Annotated in this window: 22 protein-coding genes; 6 read left to right on the top strand and 16 right to left on the bottom strand. The window is 72.6% G+C overall.

Going from position 1 to position 24889, the window contains the following annotated elements:
* Positions 1 to 7 precede the first annotated feature (7 nt).
* The 13 genes from ACFC0G_RS11125 to ACFC0G_RS11065 all read right to left on the bottom strand — a co-directional run bounded on the left by ACFC0G_RS11125 (position 8) and on the right by ACFC0G_RS11065 (position 12881).
* Positions 8 to 910 (bottom strand): ABC transporter permease, encoded by a 903-nt coding sequence (locus tag ACFC0G_RS11125; RefSeq protein ID WP_376400674.1) that lies wholly within the window; start codon positions 908 to 910, stop codon positions 8 to 10.
* A complete protein-coding gene (locus ACFC0G_RS11120) occupies positions 897 to 1691 on the bottom strand; it encodes an ABC transporter ATP-binding protein (RefSeq protein WP_376400671.1) in 795 nt (264 codons plus the stop codon). The genes ACFC0G_RS11125 and ACFC0G_RS11120 overlap by 14 nt, the downstream gene beginning before the upstream one ends.
* 58 nt (positions 1692 to 1749) lie before the next feature.
* Positions 1750 to 2859 (bottom strand): aliphatic sulfonate ABC transporter substrate-binding protein, encoded by a 1110-nt coding sequence (locus ACFC0G_RS11115; protein ID WP_376400668.1) that lies wholly within the window; start codon positions 2857 to 2859, stop codon positions 1750 to 1752.
* Positions 2860 to 3064: 205 nt separating this feature from the next.
* Entirely contained in the window at positions 3065 to 4414 is a 1350-nt protein-coding gene (locus ACFC0G_RS11110) for a sulfate adenylyltransferase subunit 1 (RefSeq protein WP_376400665.1), read from the bottom strand.
* A 2-nt stretch (positions 4415 to 4416) separates the two neighbouring features.
* Positions 4417 to 5352: a sulfate adenylyltransferase subunit CysD gene (cysD, locus tag ACFC0G_RS11105; RefSeq protein WP_056647856.1), complete on the bottom strand. Its 936-nt coding sequence runs from the start codon at positions 5350 to 5352 to the stop codon at positions 4417 to 4419.
* Positions 5349 to 5927: an adenylyl-sulfate kinase gene (cysC, locus tag ACFC0G_RS11100; RefSeq protein ID WP_376400661.1), complete on the bottom strand. Its 579-nt coding sequence runs from the start codon at positions 5925 to 5927 to the stop codon at positions 5349 to 5351. The genes cysD and cysC overlap by 4 nt, the downstream gene beginning before the upstream one ends.
* Positions 5927 to 6637 (bottom strand): phosphoadenylyl-sulfate reductase, encoded by a 711-nt coding sequence (locus ACFC0G_RS11095; protein WP_376400658.1) that lies wholly within the window; start codon positions 6635 to 6637, stop codon positions 5927 to 5929. The genes cysC and ACFC0G_RS11095 overlap by 1 nt, the downstream gene beginning before the upstream one ends.
* Positions 6634 to 6813 (bottom strand): hypothetical protein, encoded by a 180-nt coding sequence (locus tag ACFC0G_RS11090; protein WP_376400655.1) that lies wholly within the window; start codon positions 6811 to 6813, stop codon positions 6634 to 6636. Before ACFC0G_RS11090 ends, ACFC0G_RS11095 begins: the two co-directional genes overlap by 4 nt.
* Positions 6810 to 8507, bottom strand: a complete 1698-nt coding sequence (locus ACFC0G_RS11085) for a nitrite/sulfite reductase (protein WP_376400652.1) — start codon at positions 8505 to 8507, stop codon at positions 6810 to 6812. The genes ACFC0G_RS11090 and ACFC0G_RS11085 overlap by 4 nt, the downstream gene beginning before the upstream one ends.
* Before the next feature lie 126 nt (positions 8508 to 8633).
* Complete coding sequence (locus ACFC0G_RS11080; RefSeq protein WP_312846743.1) at positions 8634 to 8717, bottom strand: putative leader peptide; 84 nt, start codon at positions 8715 to 8717, stop codon at positions 8634 to 8636.
* Between the two features lie 145 nt (positions 8718 to 8862).
* Positions 8863 to 9432 (bottom strand): GNAT family N-acetyltransferase, encoded by a 570-nt coding sequence (locus ACFC0G_RS11075; RefSeq protein ID WP_376400649.1) that lies wholly within the window; start codon positions 9430 to 9432, stop codon positions 8863 to 8865.
* Between the two features lie 140 nt (positions 9433 to 9572).
* Positions 9573 to 10874: a GAF domain-containing protein gene (locus tag ACFC0G_RS11070; RefSeq protein WP_376400646.1), complete on the bottom strand. Its 1302-nt coding sequence runs from the start codon at positions 10872 to 10874 to the stop codon at positions 9573 to 9575.
* A 351-nt stretch (positions 10875 to 11225) separates the two neighbouring features.
* Complete coding sequence (locus tag ACFC0G_RS11065; protein ID WP_376400643.1) at positions 11226 to 12881, bottom strand: acyl-CoA dehydrogenase family protein; 1656 nt, start codon at positions 12879 to 12881, stop codon at positions 11226 to 11228.
* A 17-nt stretch (positions 12882 to 12898) separates the two neighbouring features.
* Between ACFC0G_RS11065 and ACFC0G_RS11060 the strand changes: the two genes are divergently transcribed.
* Both ACFC0G_RS11060 and ACFC0G_RS11055 read left to right on the top strand, forming a co-directional pair.
* Positions 12899 to 14023 carry a YihY/virulence factor BrkB family protein gene (locus ACFC0G_RS11060; RefSeq protein ID WP_376400640.1) on the top strand — a complete coding sequence of 375 codons (1125 nt, stop codon included), beginning with the start codon at positions 12899 to 12901 and terminating at the stop codon, positions 14021 to 14023.
* A 32-nt stretch (positions 14024 to 14055) separates the two neighbouring features.
* Positions 14056 to 14838 (top strand): helix-turn-helix domain-containing protein, encoded by a 783-nt coding sequence (locus tag ACFC0G_RS11055; protein WP_376400638.1) that lies wholly within the window; start codon positions 14056 to 14058, stop codon positions 14836 to 14838.
* Here the strand turns inward: ACFC0G_RS11055 and ACFC0G_RS11050 are convergent.
* Positions 14730 to 15170: a VOC family protein gene (locus tag ACFC0G_RS11050; RefSeq protein WP_376401432.1), complete on the bottom strand. Its 441-nt coding sequence runs from the start codon at positions 15168 to 15170 to the stop codon at positions 14730 to 14732. The genes ACFC0G_RS11055 and ACFC0G_RS11050 overlap by 109 nt on opposite strands.
* Positions 15171 to 15312: 142 nt before the next feature.
* Here ACFC0G_RS11050 and ACFC0G_RS11045 point away from each other — a divergent pair, with 142 nt between their 5' ends.
* The 3 genes from ACFC0G_RS11045 to ACFC0G_RS11035 all read left to right on the top strand — a co-directional run bounded on the left by ACFC0G_RS11045 (position 15313) and on the right by ACFC0G_RS11035 (position 19198).
* Positions 15313 to 16404: a hypothetical protein gene (locus ACFC0G_RS11045; protein ID WP_376400635.1), complete on the top strand. Its 1092-nt coding sequence runs from the start codon at positions 15313 to 15315 to the stop codon at positions 16402 to 16404.
* Between the two features lie 275 nt (positions 16405 to 16679).
* Positions 16680 to 17753 carry a ribosome small subunit-dependent GTPase A gene (gene rsgA, locus ACFC0G_RS11040; protein WP_376401429.1) on the top strand — a complete coding sequence of 358 codons (1074 nt, stop codon included), beginning with the start codon at positions 16680 to 16682 and terminating at the stop codon, positions 17751 to 17753.
* A 101-nt stretch (positions 17754 to 17854) separates the two neighbouring features.
* Positions 17855 to 19198 carry a DNA-3-methyladenine glycosylase 2 family protein gene (locus tag ACFC0G_RS11035; protein ID WP_376400632.1) on the top strand — a complete coding sequence of 448 codons (1344 nt, stop codon included), beginning with the start codon at positions 17855 to 17857 and terminating at the stop codon, positions 19196 to 19198.
* A gap of 57 nt (positions 19199 to 19255) precedes the next feature.
* Here ACFC0G_RS11035 and ACFC0G_RS11030 read toward each other — a convergent pair whose 3' ends face one another.
* Entirely contained in the window at positions 19256 to 19738 is a 483-nt protein-coding gene (locus ACFC0G_RS11030; RefSeq protein ID WP_376400630.1) for a DUF456 domain-containing protein, read from the bottom strand.
* A gap of 101 nt (positions 19739 to 19839) precedes the next feature.
* Positions 19840 to 20823: a helix-turn-helix domain-containing protein gene (locus ACFC0G_RS11025; RefSeq protein WP_376400626.1), complete on the bottom strand. Its 984-nt coding sequence runs from the start codon at positions 20821 to 20823 to the stop codon at positions 19840 to 19842.
* Between the two features lie 232 nt (positions 20824 to 21055).
* Between ACFC0G_RS11025 and ACFC0G_RS11020 the strand changes: the two genes are divergently transcribed.
* Complete coding sequence (locus ACFC0G_RS11020; protein ID WP_376400623.1) at positions 21056 to 24817, top strand: S8 family serine peptidase; 3762 nt, start codon at positions 21056 to 21058, stop codon at positions 24815 to 24817.
* Positions 24818 to 24889 lie beyond the last annotated feature (72 nt).

Below are 24889 nucleotides of genomic sequence, written 5' to 3'. Positions count from 1 at the left end.
GTGTGACTCAGCCCTTCGCCAGGAGGCCGCGGCGGCGCAGCACCGCACGCTCCAGCGGGCTGAAGATCAGCAGGTCGATGGCGATGCCGACGACCAGGATCAGGATGATCGCCAGGAAGATGCCGGCCATGTCGATGTTGTTGCGGCCGTTTTCGAGGAGCTGGCCGAGGCCGAGCCCGAGGTCCGGCGAGGAGGCGATGATCTCGGCGGCCATCAGCGAACGCCAGGAGAACGCCCAGCCCTGCTTGAGGCCGGCGAGGTAGCCGGGGAGCGCGGCCGGCATCACGATGTGCCAGGCGCCCTTGAGCCCGGTCGCGCCGAGGGTCTGGCCGGCCCGCAGGTAGAGCGGCGGGACCTGGTCGACGCCCGCGACGAGGCCGTTGGCGATCGACGGGACGGCGCCCAGCAGGATCACCGTGTACATCATGCTGTCGTTCAGACCGAGCCAGAGCACCGCCGGCGCCACCCACGCCACCGAGGGCAGCGACTGGAGACCGGAGAGGATCGGGCCGATCGCCGCGCGCACGAACTTCACCCGGGAGACGAGCAGTCCCAGCGGGGTGCCGATCGCGAGCGCCAGGACGAAGCCGAACAGGGCCCGGGACACGCTGGTCCACAGCACTTCGAGGAGCGTGCCCGCCAGCCACATCTCGGTCAGGCTGTCCCACACCGCGGACGGGGCGGGGAGCTTGAACTCGTCGGTGACCTTGCCCCAGACCAGCAGCTGCCACACGACCAGGATCAGCGCGACGGCGACGACCGGCGGGAGCACCTTCTTGACGAGGACCTCACGGACCGGGGTCCGCCGGATCTGCACGCTGTCCAGGGCGTCCAGACCGGCTTCCAGGCCGGCGATGTCGTCGGCCTTCTGCGCCTTCGGCGTCTTCGGAGTGGTGTCAGTGCTGGCCATGACGGCGGATCTCCCCACGCAGGTGCTCGGTGATCTCGAGGGACAGCTCCGCGACGTCGGAGTCCTCGATGCGGCGCGGCTGAGGGATGTCGATCGTCCACTCGTGGGCGATCCGGCCCGGCCGGGACGAGAGGAGGACGACGCGCTCGGCCAGCCGCACGGCCTCGCGGACGTTGTGGGTGACGAAGAGCACCGACAGCTTCGTCTCCCGCCAGATCCGGGTCAGCTCGTCGTGCAGCACGTCCCGGGTGATGGCGTCGAGCGCCGCGAACGGCTCGTCCATCAGGAGCAGGTCGCTGTCCTGGGCGAGCGCGCGCGCCAGCGCCACCCGCTGGCGCATGCCGCCGGACAGCTCGTGGACCCGCTTGCCGTACGAGCCGCCGAGCCGGACGAGGTCGAGCAGCCGCTCGGCCTCCGGGCGCCGCTCGGCCTTGGGCACCCCGCGCAGCCGCAGGGCCAGTTCGATGTTCTTGCCCGCGGTGAGCCACGGGAAGAGGGCGTGCTCCTGGAACATCAGGGCCGGTCGGCCGCCGGGGGTCTCGATGGACCCCGCGGACGGCCGGTCGAGCCCGGCGACCAGGTTGAGCAGCGTGGACTTGCCGCAGCCCGAGGCGCCCAGGAGGGTGACGAACTCGCCCGGGGCGACATCGAGCGAGATGTCGTCGAGGACGAGCTGCCCGCCGGAGGGTCCGCCGAAGGACTTGGAGACATGCTCGATACGGGCGGCATGGGTCACCGCCGCACGGTCCTCGGCCTTGGCGAGCGTCGCGGTCGTGGCCATGGTCGTCACCTCCTGGTGAAGCTGAACTCGGGCTGCTGCACTGGTGTCTGACGCCTGGTTACTTGACGCCGAGCCCGGCGTCGGAGACCTCGGGCTGACCGGCGGCCTTCAGGACCTTGTTGAGCGGCTTCAGGTCGTAGATGCCGGTGAGCTCGGGCTGCTTCAGGAGACCGGCCTTCACCGCGTGGTCCGCCTGGGACTGGAGCGTGGCCGCCAGCGGGTCGTTGGTGAACTGGATGGACGGCCACGCGGCGTCGATGACCTTCGCGCCCAGCGCCTTGCCCGAGAGGGCCTTCAGCTTGGCGTTGGCCGAGGCCTTCGCCTTGTCCGGGTTGGCGTTGATCCACTCGTTGGTCTTCACCGCGCCGCGCAGGAAGGCCTCGACGACGTCCGGGTGCGCCTTCAGGAACTTCTGCGACACGATGATGTTCGTGATGACGAACTTCTTGTCCGGCCACAGGTCGGACTCGTCGAGGAGGACCTTCGCCCCTTCGCTGACCAGCTTCGACGCGGTCGGCTCCGGCACCCAGGCGCCGTCGATGGCACCGGAGGCGTAGGCGTTCGGGGTCACCTTGTTGTCCGTGCGGACCACCGAGACGTCGCCCTTGCCGCTCTGGGCGTCGACCTTCCAGCCCTTCTCGGAGATCCAGTTGAGGAAGGCCACGTCCTGCGTGTTGCCGAGCTGCGGCGTGGCGATCTTCTTGCCCTTGAGGTCGTCCAGGGTCTTGATCTTCGCCGGGTTCACCACGAGCTTCACGCCGCCGGAGGCCGAGCCGCCGACGATGCGGAGATTGGAACCCTTGGTCTTGACGTAGCCGTTGATCGACGGCGAGGGGCCGATGAAGCCGATGTCGATCGAGTCGGCGTTGAGCGCCTCGATCTCGGACGGACCGGCGTTGAAGGTGGTGGGCACCAGCTTCGTGCCGCCCAGCTCCTTCTGGAGGAGGCCCTCCTGGTCACCGACGAGCGCGGTGGCGTGCGTGAGATTGGGGAAGTACCCGAGCCGTACGGTGTCGGCGGAGAGCTTGTCGCCCTCGGCGGCCACCTTCTTCTCGTCGTTCTTGGCCTCGGAGCCATAGCCGCAGGAGGCGAGCGCGCCGATCAGCAGCGGCAGGACGGTGGCGGCGGTGAGGCTGCGGCGCAGGGTGGTGCGGGTGGTGGCAGGCACGGGAATGGGTCCCCTCGGTGTCAACTTCTGCGAAGTCTGCGTTTATGTCGTTCGGGGTGAAGAGGGTGGAGCCGGCTCGCACCGCTCACGCGGTGCGTGGAGGTCGCGGCGCAACATCGCGCAACGCCTCCCTGGCCCGTGCCGAGGGTGCCGCCGCCCACGCGACCACCCTCTTTGGCGAAGGTGGCGTAGATGTCCCGGAACATCAGAAGTCCCACCCCTCCTCGTCCTCGACGACCGCGACGGCCTTGGTGGTGGCGAAGGACTCGCCCGCCATGCCCGCCGCGAGCGTGGTGCCGTCCGCCGGGTCGATCAGCAGGAAGGAACCGGTGCGGCGCGAGTCCACGTACGCGTCGAGCGCGAGCGGCTCGGCCGTCCGCACGACGACCCGGCCGATGTCGTTGGCGACCAGCTGCCCGGGGTTCGGGTGCTGGGAGAGATCGTCCAGGGTGAGCCGCGAGGGGATCTCCTTGACGATCGCCTTGACCGTGCGGGTCGTGTGCTTGAGCAGCACCCGCTGGCCGACGGCGAGCGGCTGGTCGGCCACGTGGCAGACCGTCGCCTCGATGTCCTGGCTGGTCGCCGGGGCGTCACCGACCGGGGCGAGCAGGTCGCCGCGCGAGATGTCGATGTCGTCGGCGAGCCGGATCGTGACCGACTGCGGGGCCCAGGCGATGTCCACGGACTCGCCGAGCGCGTCGATCCCGCTGATCGTGGACGTCTTCCCCGACGGCAGGACGGTGATCCGCTCGCCGACCCGGAAGGCGCCGGCCGCGATCTGACCGGCGTATCCCCGGTAGTCGGGGTGCTCGGCGGTCTGCGGACGGATCACGTACTGGACCGGGAAGCGCGCGTGGCAGGCCGTCAGGTCGTGGCTGACCGGGACCGTCTCCAGGTGCTCCAGGACCGTCGGGCCGCCGTACCAGTCCATGTTCGCGGACGGCTCCACGACGTTGTCGCCGGCGAGCGCCGAGATCGGGATCGCGGTGATCTCCGGGACGCCGAGCTCGGAGGCGTACGTCGTGAACTCCGCGGCGATCGCGGCGAAGACGGGCTCCTGGTAGTCGACCAGGTCCATCTTGTTCACGGCCAGGACCACGTGCGGGACGCGGAGCAGGGCGGCGACGGCCGCGTGCCGGCGGGTCTGCTCGACGACACCGTTGCGGGCGTCGACGAGGACCACGGCCAGCTCGGCGGTCGAGGCGCCGGTCACCATGTTCCGGGTGTACTGCACGTGCCCGGGGGTGTCGGCGAGGATGAACCGGCGGCGGGCGGTGGCGAAGTAGCGGTAGGCCACGTCGATCGTGATGCCCTGCTCCCGCTCGGCCCGCAGACCGTCGGTGAGGAGCGCCAGGTCGGGTGCATCCTGGCCGCGCTTGATGGACGCGGCCTCGACGGCCTCCAGCTGGTCGGTGAGGACCGACTTGGAGTCGTGCAGGAGGCGGCCCACCAGCGTGGACTTGCCGTCGTCGACGGAGCCGGCGGTGGCGAAGCGCAGCAGGGTGGTCGCCGAGACGTCGGCGAACTCGGCGAACTGCTCGGTCGTGCTCGTCATGGCTAGAAGTACCCTTCGCGCTTGCGGTCTTCCATCGCGGCCTCGGACATCTTGTCGTCGGCGCGGGTCGCACCCCGCTCGGTGAGGCGGGAGGCGGCGATCTCGGCGATGACGGCGTCGAGCGTGGTGGCGTCGGAGTCGACGGCGCCGGTGCAGGACATGTCACCGACGGTGCGGTAGCGGATGAGCCGCTTCTCGACCGTCTCGGTGTCCTTGGGGCCGCCCCACTCGCCGGCGGTCAGCCACATGCCGCTGCGGGCGAAGACCTCGCGCTCGTGCGCGAAGTAGATCTCCGGCAGTTCGATGCCCTCGCGGGCGATGTACTGCCAGACGTCCAGCTCGGTCCAGTTGGAGAGCGGGAAGACCCGGACGTGCTCGCCGGGCGCGTGGCGGCCGTTGTAGAGCTGCCACAGCTCGGGGCGCTGGCGGCGCGGGTCCCACTGGGAGAACTCGTCGCGCAGGGAGAAGACGCGCTCCTTGGCGCGGGCCTTCTCCTCGTCGCGGCGGCCGCCGCCGAAGACGGCGTCGAAGCGGTGCTGCTGGATCGCCTCGGTCAGCGGGACGGTCTGCAGCGGGTTGCGGGTGCCGTCCGGGCGCTCGCGCAGCTTGCCGGCGTCGATGTACTCCTGGACGGAGGCGACGTGGAGGCGCAGGCCGTGCTCGGCGACGACGCGGTCGCGGTACTCGAGGACCTCGGGGAAGTTGTGCCCGGTGTCGACGTGCAGCAGCGTGAAGGGGACCGGCGCCGGAGCGAAGGCCTTCAGCGCCAGGTGCAGCATGACGATGGAGTCCTTGCCGCCGGAGAAGAGGATCACCGGCCGCTCGAACTCGCCCGCCACCTCGCGGAAGATGTGGACGGCCTCCGACTCCAGGGAGTCGAGGTGCGACAGCGCGAACGGGCTGTCGGTCGCCTCGTGGACGTTGACGACGGTGGTCACAGCAGACCCCTCTCGGTGAGCAGCGCGTGGAGCTGAGCCGCGGACTCCTGCACGGTCTGGTTCTGGGACTCGATCCGGAGATCGGGCGTCTCGGGTGCCTCGTACGGGTCGTCGACGCCGGTCAGGCCGCTGATCTCGCCGGCGGCCTGCTTGGCGTAGAGGCCCTTCACGTCGCGGACCGAGCAGACCTCGACGGGGGTGGCCACGTGCACCTCGACGAAGGCGGTGCCCTCGGCCGCGTGGCGCTTGCGGACCGCCTCGCGGCTGTCGGCGTACGGGGCGATGACGGGCACCAGGACCTGCACGCCCTGCGAGGCGAGCAGCTCGGCGACGAAGCCGATGCGCTGCACGTTGGTGTGCCGGTCCTCGCGGGTGAAGCCGAGGCCCGCGGAGAGGAACTCGCGGATCTCGTCGCCGTCGAGGATCTCGACGCGGTGGCCCTCCTCGCGGAGGCGGCCGGCCAGCTCGTACGCGATGGTGGTCTTTCCGGCGCTCGGCAGGCCGGTGAGCCAGATGGTGGCACCGGTCACGTGGTTCTCCTGGGAGGTGTGGGAGATCTGAGGGGTGGGGGTCATCAGCCGTGCAGCCCGCACTCGGTCTTGGCGCGGCCCGCCCAGCGTCCGGCGCGGGCGTCCTCGCCCTCCAGGACGCGGCGGGTGCAGGGCGCGCAGCCGACGGAGGCGTAACCGTCCATCAGGAGCGGGTTGGTGAGGACCCCGTGCTCCATGACGTACGCGTCGACGTCGTCCTGCGTCCAGCGGGCGATGGGGGAGACCTTGACCTTCCGCCGCTTCTCGTCCCAGCCGACGACCGGGGTGTTCGCCCGGGTCGGGGACTCGTCGCGGCGCAGGCCGGTGGCCCACGCGCTGTACGCGGTCAGGCCCTCCTCCAGCGGCTTGACCTTGCGCAGCGCGCAGCACAGGTCGGGGTCGCGGTCATGCAGCTTCGCGCCGTGCTCGGCGTCCTGCTCGGCCACGGTCCGACGCGGCGTCAGGGTGATGACGTTGACGTCCATGACGGCGTCGACGGCGTCCCGGGTGCCGATGGTCTCCTCGAAGTGGTAGCCCGTGTCGAGGAAGACGACGTCCACGCCGGGCCGGACCCGCGAGGCGAGGTGGGCGACGACCGCGTCCTCCATGGAGGAGGTGACGCAGAAGCGCGGACCGAAGGTGTCCACGGCCCACCGGAGGATCTCAAGCGGCGAGGCGTCCTCCAGGTCGCGGCCGGCCTGCTCGGCGAGCGCCTTCAGGTCGGTCGTGTCCTCGCTGATCTGAGTGACCGTCATATCTGTTCCCTTCCAGGGGTGTTGCCCGAAGTCCCCGGGGCGAGCAGCCCCAGGAACTTCAACTGGAAGGCTCGGCTGCACGTGGCGCATTCCCAGGCGCCGTGGCCCTGCTCGTTCGGACGCAGGTCCTCGTCCCCGCAGTAGGGGCAGTGGAACGGTGCGGCACGCTCGCTCATGACAGGGACTCCTCGGAGGCGCGGGCCGTCCAGGTCGCGAAGCGCTCGCCGTCCTCGCGCTCCGCCTGGAAGCGCTTGAGGACCCGCTCCACGTAGTCCGGGAGCTCGGCCGCGGTGACCTTGAGGCCGCGGACCTTGCGGCCGAAGCCGGCCTCCAGGCCGAGCGCGCCGCCCAGGTGGACCTGGTAGCCCTCGACGCGGTTGCCGTCGTCGTCCAGGACCAGCTGGCCCTTGAGACCGATGTCCGCGACCTGGATGCGGGCGCAGGCGTTCGGGCAACCGTTGATGTTGATCGTCAGCGGCTCGTCGAACTCCGGGATCCGGCGCTCCAGTTCGTCGATGAGCGAGGCGCCGCGGGCCTTCGTCTCGACGATCGCGAGCTTGCAGAACTCGATGCCGGTGCAGGCCATCGTGCCGCGCCGGAACGGCGAGGGGGTGACCCGCAGGTCGAGCGACTCCAGGGCGGAGACGATCCCCTCGACCTGCGCCTCCTCGACGTCCAGGACGAGCATCTTCTGCTCGGCGGTGGTGCGGACCCGGCCCGAGCCGTGCGTCTCGGCGATCTCGGCGATCTTCGTCAGGGTGGCGCCGTCTACCCGGCCGACGCGCGGCGCGAAACCGACGTAGAACCGGCCGTCGTTCTGCCGGTGGACGCCGACGTGGTCGCGCCACTGGCCCGCGGGCTGCTCGGGGGCGGGGCCGTCCGAGAGCTTGCGCTTCAGGTACTCGTCCTCCAGGACCTGGCGGAACTTCTCCGGGCCCCAGTCGGCGACGAGGAACTTCAGGCGGGCGCGGTTGCGCAGCCGGCGGTAGCCGTAGTCGCGGAAGATCGAGATGACGCCCTCGTACACGTCCGGGACCTCGTCGAGCGAGACCCAGGTGCCGAGCCGGACGCCGAGCTTCGGGTTGGTGGACAGACCGCCGCCGACCCACACGTCGAAGCCGGGGCCGTGCTCCGGGTGACGCACGCCGACGAAGGCGATGTCGTTGATCTCGTGCGCCACGTCGAGCAGCGGCGAACCGGAGATCGCGGACTTGAACTTGCGGGGCAGGTTCGAGAAGTCCTTGTTGCCCACGATCCGCCGGTAGATCTCGTCGATGGCGGGCGTGCCGTCGATGATCTCGTTCTCGGCGATCCCGGCCACGGGCGAGCCGAGGACGACACGCGGGGTGTCGCCGCAGGCCTCGGTGGTGGACAGGCCGACCGCCTCCAGGCGGTTCCAGATCTCGGGGACGTCCTCGATGCGGATCCAGTGGTACTGGACGTTCTGCCGGTCGGTGATGTCGGCCGTGCCGCGTGCGAACTCCTCGGAGATCTCACCGATCACCCGGAGCTGCTGCGTGGTCAGCCGGCCGCCGTCGATGCGGACCCGGAGCATGAAGTACTCGTCATCCAGCTCCTCCGGCTCCAGAACGCCCGTCTTGGTGCCGTCCAGACCCTGCTTGCGCTGGGTGTAGAGGCCCCACCAGCGCATGCGTCCGCGCAGGTCGTTGGGGTCGATGGAGTCGAAACCGCGCTTCGAGTAGACCGTCTCAATGCGTGTCCGCACATTGAGACCGTCGTCGTCCTTCTTGAACTGCTCATTGCCGTTCAGCGGGGTGAAGTGCCCCACGGCCCACTGACCCTCGCCACGGTGGCGCCCGGTCTTGCGGCGTGCGGCGGCTGGAGTGGGGTTTTCCGGGGTGGCGGCCATGGCGTCTTGTCCTTCGGGACTGCGAGAGGGCGGCTCTGACCTGCACACTCGCGCAGAGGTCAGAGGGTGGCGCGTCAGTGCGCAGCAGGGTCGGGCAGAAGAGATATCGCGGCGGTGCTGGTGGTCTCAGCGCGCCGGACAGATGGCGCTGGACATGCGGCCGAGGTCGACGTGCCGCCGACTCACCAAGGCAGTTCCAGTTCCAGACATGACGGAAGCGTGTCACGGGACTTTGGACTCAGTCCAGCATCGTCCGCTATATGGACGTAGATGTCTCGTTGTGTGAGACGCTGTGCTGTACGTCACGCGAAAGGGGCCCCCGATGGGGGCCCCTTTCGCATGGTCAGCGCGTTCCTCAGGCGTGGGCGCCGGGCCAGGGGCCGGGGGTCTCCGACTCCTCGACCTCCTCCACCTTGGTGTCGAAGAGCCGGAAGCCGCGCCGCTCGTAGTTGGCCATCGCGTGCGGGCCGTCGAGCGAGCAGGTGTGCAGCCACACGCGCTTCGTGGCCTCGCGCTCGGGCCACCGCTCGGCCAGGTCCCAGGCGCGCCGCACTCCCTCGGTGAGGAGGTGGCCACCGATCCGGCGCCCCCGGAAGGCCGGGATCAGGCCGAAGTAGACGATCTCCACGACACCGTCGGGCTGCGGGTCGAGTTCCACGTACCCGGCCGGCGTCCCCCGGTCGTACGCCACCCAGATCTCGGCACCCGGCTTCTCGACGATCTCCTGCCACTGCTTGTACGTGAGCGCCAGGCGGTCGTTCCAGCGGATGTCGCCACCGACCGCCGTATAGAGGAAGCGGCTGTACTCCGCCGAGGGCACCTCGGCCCGGGCGATCGTGACGTCGTCGCCCTCCGGGGCACGGGCGGGGAGGAGGTCGGACGGCGCGGTCTGTTCGAGGGACCAGGTGGTGAGCGTGATGTGCATGGGCTCATCGCATCACGAGCCCGCGCGGGGAGGCGACCGGGGTCGCCCCTCTCCGCCGTCCGGTGGGCGGAGTGTCCAAGGAGTGGGACGCACCGGTACGCGGGGCCGTGGGGCCGGACGTCTCGCGCGCCTGAGAACGCCTACGCGTCCCTGGCCGTCCGTGCCGCCCTGACCGCCGGGGCCGTCGAGTGGGGGAGCAGGTCCGTCGGGCGTTCCGGGCGGAGGACCTCCACCGCGACCTCCTCGCTGAAGCGGTACGGGCGGTGGGCCAGGACACCCGCCAGGTTCCGGCGTACCCGGGACATCTCGGCCCGTACGGTCACCGTCCTCGTACGGTCCCCGAACACGTCGTCCGCCAGCTCCGCCGCCGTCCGCCCGTCAGGGTGCAGCGCCAGGACGTAGAGGAGCTCCGCGTGCCGGGGGCTGAGCTCCTGCTGCCAGCTGCCCGCCTCCCCCGAGACGGCCACCGTCCAGCGCCGCGGCCGGCTCAGGTCGAGGACCACCCGGCTCGCGGCGGGCGCGCCGGCGTCCACCGGCCGGGCCTCCTCCTCGACCCGCAGCAGCCAGCCGCCGGGCAGCGGCTCCACCGCGCACACGCCGAGCGAGGGCAGCCACACCCGGCCCGCACGGAAGGACTTGGGCAGCGGGATCCGGTCCACCGGCGCGAGACCCGTCACCGCCGCCGTCCAGCCGTGGACGTCGACCGCGACGGCCCGCCCGCCCACCCGGCACAGGATCGGCGCGGCCACCGCCCGCAGCCGCTCGACCGACCGCCGGTGCCGCTCCCGCATCTCGGCCTCGGCGAGCTGGGCGACCGAGGCGACCAGGGCCAGCATCGCCGGATGGAAGCTGGACGCGGGGCCGCTCACGTCCAGGATCCCCAGGAGCCGCTGGTCGCGCGGATCGTGCACGGGCGCGGCGGCGCAGGTCCAGTTGTGCAGCGCCTGCACGTAGTGCTCGGCGGAGTGCACCTGGACCGCCCGGCCCATGGCGAGGGCCGTGCCGACCGCGTTCGTCCCGGTCGCGTGCTCGGTCCAGGCCGCGCCCTCCTCCAGGCAGATGCCGTTCGCCCGGCGCAGCACCGAGAGGTTCCCCTGGCGCCACAGCACCCGGCCGCTCTCGTCGGTGACCACCATGATCTGGAGAGAGGTGTCGGCGATGCCGGCGAGTCCGCCGCTGAGCGTCTGCATCACCTCGGACAGCAGCGTGCTCCTGCGCCGCTGCTCCAGCTCGTCGCGCTGGAGCAGCACGCTGCTCGTGCCCTGGTCGGGGTCGAGCCCCAGCCGGGCCATCCGCTGCCAGGACGCGTCGATCACCGCGCGGGGCGCGATGGGCGGCGTACGGCCCGCGAGGGTCTCGTCACGGACCCGGTGCAGCAGCCGGGCGGCCTGGGCCGCGTCCATGGCGGCAAGCCGCTTCATGTCGAGCTGCGTGTTCTTCATCGGTCTCTCCCAGCCACCCGTGGTGCTGTATCGGTTCTGCACAGGGCAGATGTCCGGAGTGTCGCTGCCCATGGTGCCGTTCGGGGCCGTCCGGCGCGGCCCGGTTCGGGTAATCCTGCAACCCTTTGCAACTCTGGCGACCGACGGGCCCCGTGGGTGAGGGTGGTGCGAGCGGCGGGTGGTGCCGTGTCGGCGCAGCACCACCCCCGCTCTTTGCTCTCCGCGCGTGCCGACCCTCCGGGGTCCACCCCTGGTACGCGCGGCTCAACTCCCCGAGGCCCGCGCGGGACACGCCGCCAGCCCAGGCCGTACGACGTGCCGGACCGTCACCCGCCCCGGCCGTCCGACGTGTCAGACCGTCACCCGCGCCCGCTCCACCACCGCCCGCAGGTCCAGCGTGTGCGCCAGCGTCCCGAAGGTCGACCCCCCGTCCCCGCCGAGCCGCGACGCGCAGAACGCGTCCGCCACCTCCGGCGGCGCCCACCGCACCAGCAGGGCGGCCTGGAGCACCAGCGCCATCCGCTCGACGAGCCGCCGCGCCCGCGCCTCGACCCCCTCCAGATCGGCCAGTTCGACCAGCAGGTCCCGGATCGCCCGGTCGAGCCGGTGGTCGGCGCCCCGCGCCGCCCCCACCTCCCGCAGGAAGGCGTCGAACGCGGCGGGCTCGGTCCGCAGCGCCCGCAGCACGTCGAGGGCCTGGACGTTCCCCGAGCCCTCCCACACCGAGTTGAGCGGCGACTCCCGCAGCAGCCGCGGCAGCCCCGACTCCTCCACGTACCCGTTGCCGCCCAGGCACTCCAGCGCCTCCGCCACCACCGGCGTGCACCGCTTCGTCACCCAGTACTTCGCCACCGGAACGGTGATACGGAGCAAGGCCCGCTCCCGCTCCGCCCCGGGGGCATCGGCGTCCACCGCGTCGTACGCCGCCGCCAGCCGCATCGCGAGGACCGTGGCCGCCTCCGACTCCAGGGCCAGATCGGCGAGGACGTTCCGCATGAGCGGCTTCTCGATCAGCACCCCGCCGAAGGCCTCGCGGTACGCGCAGTGGTGCACGGCCTGCGCCACCGCCTGCCGCATCAGCGCCGCCGAGCCGACCACGCAGTCGAGCCGCGTCGCCGCGACCATGCCGATGACCGCCCGGACCCCGCGCCCCTCCTCGCCGACCCGGCGCGCCCAGGTCGTCCCGTCGAACTCCACCTCGGCGGAGGCGTTCGAACGGTTGCCCAGCTTGTCCTTCAGCCGCTGGATCGCGAACGCGTTGCGCGAGCCGTCGGGGAGGACCCGGGGGAGCAGGAAGCAGGTCAGCCCCGCCGGCGCCTGTGCCAGGACCAGGAAGGCGTCCGACATCGGCGCCGAGCAGAACCACTTGTGCCCCGTCAGGACGTACTCCCCGTCGGCCGCCAGCGGACGCGCCTCCGTCGTGTTCGCCCGGACGTCGCTGCCGCCCTGCTTCTCCGTCAGCGCCATCCCGAGCAGGGCGCCCGCCTTCTCGGCGACGGGCCGCAGCTCCCGCTCGTACACGTGCGAGGTCGCCGCCGGCTCCCACACCGCCGCGAGCTCCGGCTCGGCGCGCAGCGCGGGCACCGACGCGTGCGTCATCGACAGCGGGCAGACGTGCCCCGCCTCGGCCTGCGACACCACCAGAAGCCCGGCGGCCCGCCGCACATGACCACCCGGACGGCCCCAGGCGTCGGTCAGCCCGGCCCCCACCGACCGGCCGAGCAGCCGGTGCCAGGCCGGATGGAAGTCGACCTCGTCGATCCGGTGCCCGTACCGGTCGTGGGTCCGCAGCCGCGGCGGGTACGTGTTCGCGAGCTCTCCCCACTCCCTGACCTGCTCGGACCCCGTCGCCCTGCCCAGCAGGCTCAGCTCCTCGCGGGCCTCCGCCAGGACCTCGGGCGCGACGTGCCGCTCGACCGCCTCCGCCAGCGTCCGGTCGTGCGTGAAGACGTCGTATCCCACCAGGGGCGGAGCCTGGTTGGTCACGGTGTGGGTGCTCGCTGCCATGCCGATACGGTAAGCAGGTGCAGGCAGCAAGCGAAACACCCGAACGGCCCGAGCGGCGGCCCTGGAGCAGGCTCCACCGGGCGCGCGTCCTCTACCGCAACGTCTCCAAGCGGAAGATGGCGTGGCTCCTCGTCAAGGACACCGTCAACTCGTGCATCGAGTACCGGATCCTCGGCCTCGCCGCCGAGGCCGCGTTCTTCACGCTGCTGTCGCTGCCGCCCCTGCTCCTCGGCCTGATCGCCCTCCTCGGCTACGCCGACGACTGGACCAACACCGACACCGTCGCGAGCATCGAGGAGAACATCCTCCGCGCTGCCGGAACGGTCCTCTCCGACCGCGGCGTCCACGACATCGCCAAGCCGCTCCTGGACGACGTCACCCAGGGGAAACGTCCCGAACTGGTCTCCCTGGGCTTCGCCATCGCCCTCTGGTCCGGCTCGCGCGCGGTGAACGTCTTCATCGACACCATCACCGTCATGTACGGACTCGACGGCCACCGCGGCATCGTCAAGACGCGGCTCCTGGCCTTCCTGCTCTACATCGTGGCCCTGATCATCGGCGCCGTCGTGCTGCCCCTCGCGGTCGTCGGCCCCGACCGGGTCGTCGAACTGGTGCCCTGGGGTACGGAGGTCGTCGCCGTCCTGTACTGGCCGGCCGTCATCCTGCTCTCCATCGCCTTCCTCACGACGCTCTACCACGTGTCCGTACCCGTCAGATCGCCGTGGATCGAGGACATCCCCGGCGCGCTCGTCGCACTCGGCATGTGGGTCCTCGGCAGCTTCCTGCTGCGCATCTACCTCACGAGCCAGGTCGAGGGCCCGACCATCTACGGCTCCCTGGCCGCACCCATCGCCGTCCTCCTCTGGATCGGCATCTCCGCCTTCGCGGTCCTCGTCGGCGCCGCCGTGAACGCCGCCATCGACCGCGTCTGGCCCTCCGTCGCCACCGCCGCGGCGCGCGAGGCCAACGAGCGGGCCCGCGCCGTCCAGGCCGCCGAGCTCGTCGCCCGCGTCCGCGCAGAGGCGGATGACGTCGACGAGGACGACCCGGACATGCCCTCCGAGTTCCCCGAGCGCTGGTCCAGGTTCCTGCCCCCGGACGACGTGAAGTCACGCATCCACTCGGGCTGGGAGAAGGAATGAGCCACCGCGTCACTCCGACGTAGGCTCGAAGGATGTACGAGGAGCGCCCGGCCCTCCTGGACGGAGCCGTCCTGTGGACCCGGACCGCCGGAGCCACGACGGAAGGCTCCCGGCCCGTCCTGCCCGACGGCTGCATGGACCTGATCTGGGCCGACGGCCGGCTCCTCGTCGCCGGGCCCGACACGCGGCCGTACGTCCCCGGGGAGACCGTCACGCGGTACGCGGGGATCCGCTTCGCCCCCGGAGAAGCACCGGCGATCCTCGGCGTACCGGCCAGGGAACTGCGCGACCGGCGGGTCCCCCTCGACGCGTTCTGGGGCGAGGCCGCGGCGCGGCGCCTCGGCGAGCGGATCGCGGAGGACCCCGACCCGGCCGCGGCCCTGGAAGCCCTGGCCCTGCGCAGGGCGGCCGACGCCCCCGCCCCCGACCCGCTGCTGCGCGCCGTCGTCGCCCGCCTCGACGCGGGCCGCCCGGTCGCCGAGACCGCCGACGCGGTCGGACTCGGTGCCCGGCAGCTGCACCGGCGTTCCCTGGACGCCTTCGGCTACGGTCCCAAGACGCTCGCCCGGATCCTCCGCCTCCAGCGCGCGCTGGCCCTGGTCAGGGCCGGGGTGCCGTACGCCGATGCCGCCCTCCGCGCGGGCTGCGCCGACCAGGCCCATCTCGCGCGCGAGACGAGGGCCCTGGCCGGCACGACACTGAGCGCTTACGAGGCGTCGGTCGGCGCGTCCGTCGGCGCGTCGGCCGACGAGTCCGCCGGAGCGTCCGCGAACAGGGACACGCCGTTGCCGTCCGGGTCGTGGACCACCGCGTAACGCTGGCCCCAGACGGCGTCCCAGGGCTTCAGATGCCCGCCGTGACCCGCGCCGACGAGCTCCTCGTACACCGCGTCCACGTCCTTCGGCGAGCCGCACCGGAAGGCGAGCTCGATCCGGTTCCCGCCCTCGGGGCGCTTCCAAGAGGGATCGAAGGAGCGCACGGTCTCCTCCGTGTCCCAGGCGATGCGCAGCCCGCCGGGCAGGGCGGCCTCCACGTGCGGGGCGCTCTCCGCCCCGGCCGGGACGTCCAGGCCGAGACGGCGGTAGAAGGCGAGCGAGGCGGCCATGTCCGAGACCACGACGCCGACGAGGTCCAGACGGGGCGTGATGCGGGGTGCTGTGTCCATGTTTCGTACGCTAAGGGCTCCCGGGCGGCGCGGTCTTGTACGAATCGGACGCGCGCGCCGGCCGGCCGAACCGACCCCGCCAATGGCCTCCCGGAGCGTCGGGCCCGCGGGCTACGGTCGGTCCATGACGACGCGCGCGTACGGAAGGACGTCCTGGCCCTGGGCCGCCGTGGCCGTCCTGCTGTTCTGGCAGACCTGGTTCCTCTGCCACGTCTACGCCACCGAGCACTCGGCCGTCCGCTGGATCTGCGACAGCGAGGGCTGCGGCACGAACCAGCTCGCGGGCGGGGCGCTCTTCCTCGCGGCGGCCTCCGCCCTGGGCGCCGCCGTGCTCGCGGCCCCCTTCCTGGGGCTCGCGGGGGCCGGTCTCGCCACGCTGCTCGCCGCCTTCGGGCTCCTCATGGGCCGGGAGGACGACCACGCGGTCGTCGCCGGACACGGCCTGGTCGCGCTCGGCGCCGTCCTCGTCGTCGCCGGAGCGGCGTGGTCGCTGCGCCGCAGGGGCCGGCATCCGGACCACGAGGGCGAGGGCGAGGGGGAGGGGAACGGTTCGGTTCCCGACGACAGTCGTGTCCCGGTGCGTGCTCTGGTGCTCCGGGTCCTCGCCCCCGGCACCCTCCTCGTGGCCGTGCCGGCCGCCGTCGTGGTCACCGCCCTCGTCCACGGCGCGCTCGACGGCCCGCGCTGGGTCATGATGCTCGGCCTCAACGGCACGATCGCCCTGCTCTTCGCGCTCGGCGCGGCGAGGCTGCGGCACCGCCCGGGTGTGGCGCTGGGCCCCGTCTCCGCCGCGGGCGCCGTCCACGCGCCCGCCCGGCTCCACTCCCTCACCGCCCGCGGCACCGACTTCGTCTTCGACCTGACCGTGCTCCCCGAAGGCGCCGCCCCGTACCGCATCGAGGTCCAGCAGCCCATCGACCTCCAGGACGTCCGCATCCACCGCGCGGCGCTCGTCCGCCTCGACCCGCGCCGCCCCTGGCTCGTCGACCTCCCGCCGCACCCGCCGGCCGCCGAACTGGCCCGCGCCCGCGCCGCCGTCCGCACGAGCGACCGCACGAGCGCCCTCCCGAGCGACGTCGCGAGCGCCCCCGCGGACGACCTCGCGAGCGACCTCCCGACGGCCCCCCGCCTCAGGATCCCGGCCCCCGGCACCCCGGTCCTCCTCGCCGGAACCCTCCTCACCGCCGTGCTGCTGACCGCCCTCGCCCTGGCATGACGAACCCGCGGCGATAAATCCGTGGCGCGCTCCCCGGCGCTCCCGCTACGGTGTCTCCCGTACACGCAAGATCGCGAAAAGACACAGGAGGTGTGACCGATGGCTGTCATCACGAAGGGCCTCGCCCACACGCGGATGTTCCTCCACACCACCTCCGCGGCCACCGGCTGACCTCACCTTTCTGACCTTCAGCGCCGGGGCCGCCCCTTGAAGGGTCCCCCTTGTCTTTCCGTTCTTCCGTTCCGTCTTCCTCCACCACCACCTCTTCCTCCGCGCTGCTCGACGCCCACGGCTGGGACTCCGGCTGGGCCGAGGCCTTCGCCCCGTACGCGGCTCAGGGACTGCTCCCCGGCCGGGTCGTCCGGGTCGACCGCGGACAGTGTGACGTCGCCACCGCCGAGGGGATCGTGCGCGCCGACACGGCGTTCGTGACCCCGCACGACCCGCTCCGGGTCGTCTGCACCGGCGACTGGGCCGCCGTCGACCCCGAGGGCGTCAGCGACCCCCGGTACGTACGGACGCTGCTGCGGCGCCGTACGGCCTTCGCGCGCTCCACCTCCTCCCAGCGGTCCGAGGGCCAGATCCTCGCGGCCAACGTCGACCACGCGGTCATCACCGTCTCGCTCGCCGTCGAGCTCGACCTCGGCCGGATCGAACGCTTCCTCGCGCTGGCCTGGGAGTCCGGCGCGCAGCCGACGATCGTCCTCAGCAAGGCGGACCTCGTGCCCGACCCCGTCGGGCTGTCCTACCTCGTCGAGGACGTGGAGACCGTCGCCCCCGGCGTCCAGGTCGTGCCCCTGAGCTCGGCCACCGGCGAGGGCCTCGACGTGCTCTCCGCGGTGCTCTCGGGCGGGACGGCCGTCCTGCTCGGCGTCTCCGGCGCCGGGAAGTCCACCCTCGCCAACGCGCTCGTCGGCACGGACGTCATGACCGTCCAGGCCGCCCGCGACGTCGACGGCAAGGGCCGCCACACCACGACCACCCGCAACCTCTTCGTCCTGCCGGGCGGGGGCGTCCTCATCGACACCCCCGGGCTGCGCGGGGTCGGGCTCTGGGACGCCGAGACCGGCGTCGGCCAGGTCTTCGCCGAGATCGAGGAGCTGTCCGCGCAGTGCCGGTTCCACGACTGCGCCCACGAGTCGGAGCCCGGCTGCGCGGTGGCGGTGGCGATCGAGGACGGCTCGCTGCCCGTGCGCCGGCTGGAGAGCTACCGCAAGCTGCTCCGCGAGAACCAGCGGATCGTGGCCAAGACCGACGCCCGGGTGCGCTCCGAGATCCTCAAGGACTGGAAGCGCAAGGGCGCGGAGGGGCGCGCGGCCATGGACGCCAAGCGCGGGCGCGTCCGGTAGGCGCACGATGCCGTGTCGCGGTCCGGGGCCCGCTCCCGGACCGCAGCGCCGCGTCCGAAATCCGCCGGTCGGGGGCCGTCGGGTCCCGCACACTGGGAGGCATGAGGGACGACGACACCCGCTACGAGGCGGTCAGCAGCAGGGACGCCCGGTTCGACGGCGAGTTCTTCTTCGCCGTCCGCACCACCGGGATCTACTGCCGCCCCAGCTGCCCGGCCGTCACCCCGAAGCGGCAGAACGTCTCGTTCTTCCCCACGGCCGCCGCCGCCCAGGGCCACGGCTTCCGCGCCTGCCGCCGCTGCCGGCCGGACGCCGTGCCCGGCTCCGCCGCCTGGGACGTACGGGCCGACGTCGTCGGCCGAGCCATGCGCATGATCGGCGACGGGGTCGTCGACCGCGAGGGCGTGCCCGGCCTCGCCGGACGCCTCGGCTACAGCACCCGGCAGGTGCAGCGCCAGCTCACCGCCGAGCTCGGCGCAGGACCCGTCGCCCTCGCCCGCGCCCAGCGGGCGCACACCGCGCGCCTCCTGCTCCAGACGACCGGCCTGCCCGTCACCGAGATCGCCTTCGCGGCCGGCTTCGCCAGCGTCCGCCAGTTCAACGAGACCATCCGCGCCGTCTACGCCCGCACCCCCACCGCCCTGCGCGCCGAGGCGGGCAGCGGCGCGGGCGGCCGGACCGCGCTCGCCGCCGGCGTCCCGCTACGGCTCGCCCACCGGGGTCCGTACGCCGCGGGGGAGGTCTTCGACCTGCTCGCGGCCGAGGCCGTGCCCCGCGTCGAGGAGGTCGTCGGCGCCCCGGGCACCCGCACCTACCGGCGCACCCTCCGCCTCCCGTACGGCACCGGCGTCGTCTCCGTGGACGAGCGGTCCGCGGGGCGCTGGCTCGACGCCCGCATCCACCTCACCGAGCTGCGCGACCTCACCACCGCCGTGCACCGGCTGCGCCGCCTCTTCGACCTCGACGCCGACCCGTACGCCGTCGCCGAGCGCCTCGGCGCCGCCCCCGGGCTCGCCGCCGAGGTGACCGCGCGGCCCGGAGTCCGCTCCCCGGGGACGGCCGACCCGGAGGAGTTCGCGCTGCGGACCGTCCTCGGACCCGAGGAGTCGGCCCGGCTCGTCGAGGCGCACGGCACGCCCCTGGCCACCGCCTGCGGCGGCCTCACCCACGTCTTCCCCGCCGCGGCCGACCTGACCGGCCACCCCGTCGCCGGGCCGCTGGCCGGCGCGCTCGCCGACGGAGCCGTACGCCTCGACCCGGGCGCCGACCGCGACGAGGCCGAGCGCGCGCTGCTCACCGTCCCCGGCGTGACCGCCGGGGCCGCCGCCGCCATCCGGATGCGTGCCCTGGGCGACCCGGACGTGCCCCCGGTGGGCGTCCCGGACACGGAGGAGTGGCGGCCCTGGCGCTCGTACGCGGCGCGCTACCTGGGGACCGCGCCGTAAGGCCTGTACGGCGGATCACGGCCGGGGTCGCGGGGCCCGCCGGACGGGCCCTGGGGCTCAGCCCCAGATCACCGCCCCCGCCCAGGCCCCCACGATCAGCAGGCACGCGAAGAGCTCGACGAGGATGCTCGTGCCGGCCGCCCGCATGACCGACCGGGTCGCCGCCCCGGCCTGGCCGTGGCCGCCGAGGCGGAGCCGCTCCGAGAGGTAGATCCCGCCGACGAAGCCGGGGATCGCGCCGACGACCGGGACCAGCACGAAGCCCAGGAGCGCGCCGAGACCCGCGTACACGATCATCCGCCGGTTGATGCCGACGCCCCGGAACCTGCGGGGCGGGAGCTGCCAGACGACCACCTGCGTCAGGAGCAGCAGACCGGTCGAGGAGGCCAGCAGGATCCACGCGAGGTCCGTCCGCTCGTGCAGCGACCACCAGAGCATCGCGGCCCACACCAGCCACGTTCCCGGCACGCCGGGGGTCAGCACCCCGAACAGACCGAGCAGCATCACCGTCGCGACCATCAGGAGCTGCCACACACCCACGCAGCCCAGGGTCCCCCAGAACGGGCGTTCCCGCAGGTCGCACGGCGCATATGGGGGGGCTCCCGGCCCACGGCGGCGGGCCGGCGGCCCACACGGCCTCCTCAGCCGCGGGCCACCCAGCCCTTCTCGTACGCGTGCCAGCCCAGCTGGAGCCGGGTCGTCACCCCGGTCAGCTCCATCAGGCCCTTGACCCGCCGCTGCACGGTCCGCAGCCCCAGGTCCAGCTGCTTGGCCACGCTCGCGTCCGTCATCCCGGCGAGGAGCAGCGACAGGATCTCCAGGTCCATCACGTCCGGGCCCGGCGTCTCCTCCTCGGTGATCTGCGCGCCCGCCCCGAGCCGCAGCGGCAGCGCGTCCCGCCACACCGACTCGAAGAGCCCCATCAGCGATTCGAGGAGCCCGCTCGCGTGCACGACGATCGCCGCCGGCTCCGCGCCCCGCCCCGTCAGCGGCACCATGGCGAGCGACCGGTCGGCGACCACCAGCTTGGTGGGGACCCGGTCGGCGACCCGGACCAGTTCCTCGCGGCCGAGCGCCGCCGACAGTTCGAGCAGCCCGGTCGGCAGGGAGAGCACCTCGCGTTCGAGGACCACCCGGTAGCGCACCCCCCGCCCGGCGGCCTGCTCCTCCGCGTCGTTCTCCATCCCGGAGACCGCGATCGGCTTGCCCGTCACGAGGGCGCAGACCTCCTCCTGCGCGCCCAGCTGGAGCTGGAGGAAGCGGTGGGTGACCGCGCTCGCGCCGGTCACCACCTCCACCAGGTCGTGGACGGCGGACTCCGCCGCCTCCGCCCGGTACTCCTCGGCGAGCAGCGCCGCCGCCAGCTCCGCCTGCTCCAGCTCGTGGCGCTGCTGGGTCAGGAGCGCGCCCAGCGCCACCCCGGGCGGCGCCGCCACCCACCGCCCGGTCCTGGCCGAGGACTGGGCGGCGAGCCCCTGGGCCTCCAGCCGGCGCAGCGCGCGCTCGGTGTCCCGCTCGGGCAGGGCGAGCCGGTGCGCGAGATCGGTGACCTCGGCCGCGCCGAGCGCGACCAGCGCGCGGTAGGCGGACTCCTGACGTTCGTCGAGCCCTATCGCTCCCAGCATGGTTGCCCCACCCCTCGCCGTACATCCGATGGGCGCTCCGGATCTTCCCGGAGCATTCACCGGAGGCATTCGTTCCGTTGGTGACCTGGCGGGAAACGGCCACGGCGTATTCCCGCCGTGCACATCATCCCTGTACCGCCCTCACCTCTGCCAATGTGGCGCCACCGCAGCACCAACAGCCTCCGGAGACGGGTGTCTTGTGCCCTTTTTCCGGAATCAGATGGGGAGAGCGATGCGCCCGATTTCGCGTACGGCCCTGGGGGCGGCGACCGCCGCCGTCCTGGCCGTCACCGCGGTCGCGCCGTCCATGGCGAATGAGCCTCAGGACGGCACGGCCGACAAGCGACCGCCGGTAGGCAGCGAGGCCTCGGCCCGCGCCGGCGACCGGACGGCCACGGTGACCCTGGTCACCGGCGACCGCGTCCTGGTCAGCCGCGACGCCGACGGGAACCCGGCGGCCACGGCGCTGCCCCGCGAGGACGGCACGGTCCCCCTCGTCCAGACCCGCCGTTCGGGCCCGGACCTGTACGTCTACCCCGAGGCCGCCACCGACGCACTCTCCGCGGGCCGCGTCGACGAGGAGCTGTTCAACGTCACCGGGCTCGTCCGCCAGGGCTACGACGACGCCGCCACCACGACGCTCCCGCTCATCGCGGTCTACGGCTCCGACGTCGCCCGCTCCGTGCCCGCCACCCCGCGCGGCGCCCGGCGCGGCCAGGTCCTCAGGACCGTCGACGGCGTCGCGCTCAAGGCCGACAAGAAGCAGGCCGCCACCTTCTGGGCCGACGTGAACACCCCGAAGGCCCGCTCCGCCGCCGGCATCGAGAAGCTCTGGCTCGACCGAAAGGTTCAGGCCACCCTGGAGCGCTCGACGAAGCAGGTCCACGCCCCCGAGGCCTGGGCCGCCGGCTACGACGGCACCGGCACCAAGGTCGCCGTCCTCGACACCGGCGCCGACACCGAGCACCCCGACCTCAAGGGCCGCGTCGTCGCCTCGGAGAACTTCACCGACTCCGACACCGCCGGCGACCGCCAGGGCCACGGCACCCACACCATCTCCACCGTCGGCGGCTCCGGCGCCGCGAGCGGCGGCAAGAAGAAGGGCGTCGCGCCCGGCGCGGAGCTCCTCAACGGCAAGGTCCTCAACGACTCCGGCTCCGGCGCCACTTCGTGGATCATCGCCGGTATGGAGTGGGCCGTCGCGCAGGGCGCCGACGTCGTCTCCATGAGCCTCGGCAACCCCACCCCCACCGACTGCACCGACCCGATGAGCGTCGCCGCCGAGGAACTCGCCCAGAACAAGGGCACGTTGTTCGTCATCGCCGCCGGAAACTCGGGCCCGACCCTCAACACGGTCTCCTCGCCCGGCTGCGCGCCCAGCGTCCTCACCGTCGGTGCCACCGACCGCGACGACTCCACCGCGTACTTCTCCAGCCGCGGCCCGACGATCGTCAACCACACCCTCAAGCCCGAGATCGCCGCGCCCGGCGTGAGCATCTCCGCGGCCGCCGCCGGCGGCCGGGGCGTGTACGCCTACCAGTCCATGTCCGGTACGTCGATGGCCACCCCGCACGTCGCGGGCGCCGCCGCCATCGTGAAGCAGCGCCACCCCGACTGGACCGCCCAGCAGATCAAGGCCGCGCTCGTCTCCTCCGCCGAGAGCGACCTTCCCGGCGACGTCCGTGAGGTCGGCGGCGGCCGCCTCGACGTCAAGGCGGCCATCGACCAGACGATCCTCGGCGCCTCCGCCGTCCAGGGCGGCACCTTCAACTGGCCGCAGGACACGACCGACCGCACCACGGTCTCCGTCCCGTACACCAACACCTCCGACGCCCCGGTCACCCTGGACCTGGCCGTCGAGAAGGTCACCGGCAACGACGGCTCCCGCGTGCGGAGTTCGGTCGCCCGCCTCGGCAAGCGCACCGTCACCGTCCCGGCCGGAACCACCGTCCAGGTCCCGCTGGAGCTCGACCCCGACGCCCACCTGGAGCGCGCCCAGTACGGCGACGTCACCGGCCGCGTCCTCGCCACCGGCAAGGGCGGGGTCCACGTCTCCACGCCGTTCTCGCTCTACGTGGAGCCCGAGACCGTCACCCTGCGCGTCAAGCTGATCGACCGTCAGGGCGCCCCGGCCTCCGGCGCCTCCTCCCTCGACGTCATCGGCACCGACGACGCCAGCGGCGAGCGCCGCTTCAACGAGGGCGCCGCCGACCAGGTCTACCGCCTGCGCCCCGGCAGCTACTTCCTCTCCTCCTTCGTCACCACCCCCGACGCCGGGGAGGGCGCCACGCTGAACGACTCGCTCAGCTACCTCGGCCGCCCGCAGCTGGAGCTGAAGAAGGACACCACGGTCGTCCTCGACGCCCGCAAGGCCCACAAGCTGTCGGTGAAGACCGACAAGGCCACCGAACTCCGCGGCGCCACCCTCGCGTTCTCCCGCTCCTGGGACGACGTCTGGCTGCACGCCGGCACCGCCGCCGGACCGCGCACCATCCGCGGCTACTACGCCTCGGTCGAAGGCCGCGCCGACGAGGGCGACTTCGAGTTCGGCAGCTACTGGCGCGCCGCCGCCCCGCAGATCACCTCGCTCCGTACGGGCGACGGCCTGACCCTGCACCCCCTCACCGGCACCATCGGCTCCGACAACCTCGACGGCACGGGCTCCGCCCGCCTCGTCGACGCCGGAACCGGCACGCCCGCGGAGCTCAAGGCCGCCGGCGTCCAGGGCCGTATCGCCCTCGTCCGAGTGCCGGACGACTCCAACGGCGTGAGCACCCTCGCCCGTGACGCCGAGGCCGCCGGCGCCGTCGCCGCCGTCACGTACCACTCGGCCGCCGGCCGCTGGTACCCGGCCGGCGGCTTCAACGGCCTCGGCCTGCCGGTCCTCGCCGTCCCGTCCGCCGAGGCGACCGCGCTCCTGGGCAAGCTGGCGGCCGGCGAGGTCACCCTCGCCTGGCAGGCCACCGCGAAGAGCCCGTACGTCTACAGCCTCGCCTTCCCCGAGGCCGGGACGATCCGCGACGACCGGACCTACCGGGTCCGCGACCGCGAACTGGGCCGCACCGACGCCACCTACGGGTCGGCGGGCATCGCCTCCGACTTCGTGGACTTCCCGTCCGCGCGCCGTCCCGACGGGGTCCGCGTCGGCTTCGCCTCGCTGGAGGCGGTCCCGGCACCCGGCGCCCGCACCGAGTACTACTCGGCCGGTGACACGGCCTGGGAGCCGATGGTCGGCAGCAGCTTCCCGTTCGGCGAGATCATGATCGGCGCCCAGCACGCCTACACACCCGGCGAACGGCGCACCGAGAACTGGTACGACGGCGTCATCGCCCCCACCGCCCCGCGCGACGCCACGGGCGAGCCGGTCCTCGTCGCCGAGCGGCAGGGCAACCTCATCGGCTTCGCGAACGCCATGTGGGGCGACAACACCCACTACGCCGAGGCCGGTTCCTTCGGGGACATCGGCAACATCCGCCTCAGCCGCGACGGCGAGGTCCTCGGCGAGAACGGCTGGCCGTTCGGGGCGTTCGAGGTACCGTCCGAAGCCGGGACGTACACGCTCGAACAGAACACCATGAAGATCGGCAGCAAGGTGTGGGCCCGCTCCACGTCCGTCAACTCGGTGTGGAAATTCACCTCCAAGCTTGACGAGAGCGTCTATTCTCAGGGCATCCCGATTCTGTTCCCCCGGTACGACCTTCCGGAGGACGGACTCAAGACCCTCGCCGCGACCGACGGCCAGCAGATCGGCCTCACCGCGACGGGTCACGCGGGCTACACCCCCGCAGCGCTCACCTCGGCCAAGCTCTCGTACTCCTACGACGGGGGTACGACCTGGACCGAAGCGCGGGTCTCTCAGCAGGGCGGCAACTGGACCGCGACCGTGAACCACACGGGCGCGACCGGCAAGCCCGTCACCCTGAAGACCGAACTGACGGACGCCAACGGCAACTCCGTCACCCAGACCGTGGTCCGCGCTTACGACGTGCGCTGATCACGACGGTCCGCCGGGCGTCCTTCCCGTGGGGGGTGGGGCCGCCCGGCGGATCACTCATTCGCAGCAACG

The sequence above is a fragment of the Streptomyces sp. NPDC056169 genome, assembly GCF_042268445.1.
GTDB lineage: Bacteria > Actinomycetota > Actinomycetes > Streptomycetales > Streptomycetaceae > Streptomyces.
The sequence above is the reverse complement of the archived record's forward strand: the minus strand, read 5'-3'. Positions and strand labels throughout refer to the sequence as shown.

Coding starts and splice junctions, on each gene's coding strand:
- ACFC0G_RS11125 (WP_376400674.1), bottom strand. CDS start 910: ATGGCCAGCACTGACACCACTCCGAAGACGCCGAAGGCGCAGAAGGCC.
- ACFC0G_RS11120 (WP_376400671.1), bottom strand. CDS start 1,691: ATGGCCACGACCGCGACGCTCGCCAAGGCCGAGGACCGTGCGGCGGTG.
- ACFC0G_RS11110 (WP_376400665.1), bottom strand. CDS start 4,414: ATGACGAGCACGACCGAGCAGTTCGCCGAGTTCGCCGACGTCTCGGCG.
- cysC (WP_376400661.1), bottom strand. CDS start 5,927: ATGACCCCCACCCCTCAGATCTCCCACACCTCCCAGGAGAACCACGTG.
- ACFC0G_RS11095 (WP_376400658.1), bottom strand. CDS start 6,637: ATGACGGTCACTCAGATCAGCGAGGACACGACCGACCTGAAGGCGCTC.
- ACFC0G_RS11090 (WP_376400655.1), bottom strand. CDS start 6,813: ATGAGCGAGCGTGCCGCACCGTTCCACTGCCCCTACTGCGGGGACGAG.
- ACFC0G_RS11085 (WP_376400652.1), bottom strand. CDS start 8,507: ATGGCCGCCACCCCGGAAAACCCCACTCCAGCCGCCGCACGCCGCAAG.
- ACFC0G_RS11080 (WP_312846743.1), bottom strand. CDS start 8,717: ATGTCTGGAACTGGAACTGCCTTGGTGAGTCGGCGGCACGTCGACCTC.
- ACFC0G_RS11075 (WP_376400649.1), bottom strand. CDS start 9,432: ATGCACATCACGCTCACCACCTGGTCCCTCGAACAGACCGCGCCGTCC.
- ACFC0G_RS11070 (WP_376400646.1), bottom strand. CDS start 10,874: ATGAAGAACACGCAGCTCGACATGAAGCGGCTTGCCGCCATGGACGCG.
- ACFC0G_RS11065 (WP_376400643.1), bottom strand. CDS start 12,881: ATGGCAGCGAGCACCCACACCGTGACCAACCAGGCTCCGCCCCTGGTG.
- ACFC0G_RS11055 (WP_376400638.1), top strand. CDS start 14,056: ATGTACGAGGAGCGCCCGGCCCTCCTGGACGGAGCCGTCCTGTGGACC.
- ACFC0G_RS11045 (WP_376400635.1), top strand. CDS start 15,313: ATGACGACGCGCGCGTACGGAAGGACGTCCTGGCCCTGGGCCGCCGTG.
- ACFC0G_RS11035 (WP_376400632.1), top strand. CDS start 17,855: ATGAGGGACGACGACACCCGCTACGAGGCGGTCAGCAGCAGGGACGCC.
- ACFC0G_RS11025 (WP_376400626.1), bottom strand. CDS start 20,823: ATGCTGGGAGCGATAGGGCTCGACGAACGTCAGGAGTCCGCCTACCGC.
- ACFC0G_RS11020 (WP_376400623.1), top strand. CDS start 21,056: ATGCGCCCGATTTCGCGTACGGCCCTGGGGGCGGCGACCGCCGCCGTC.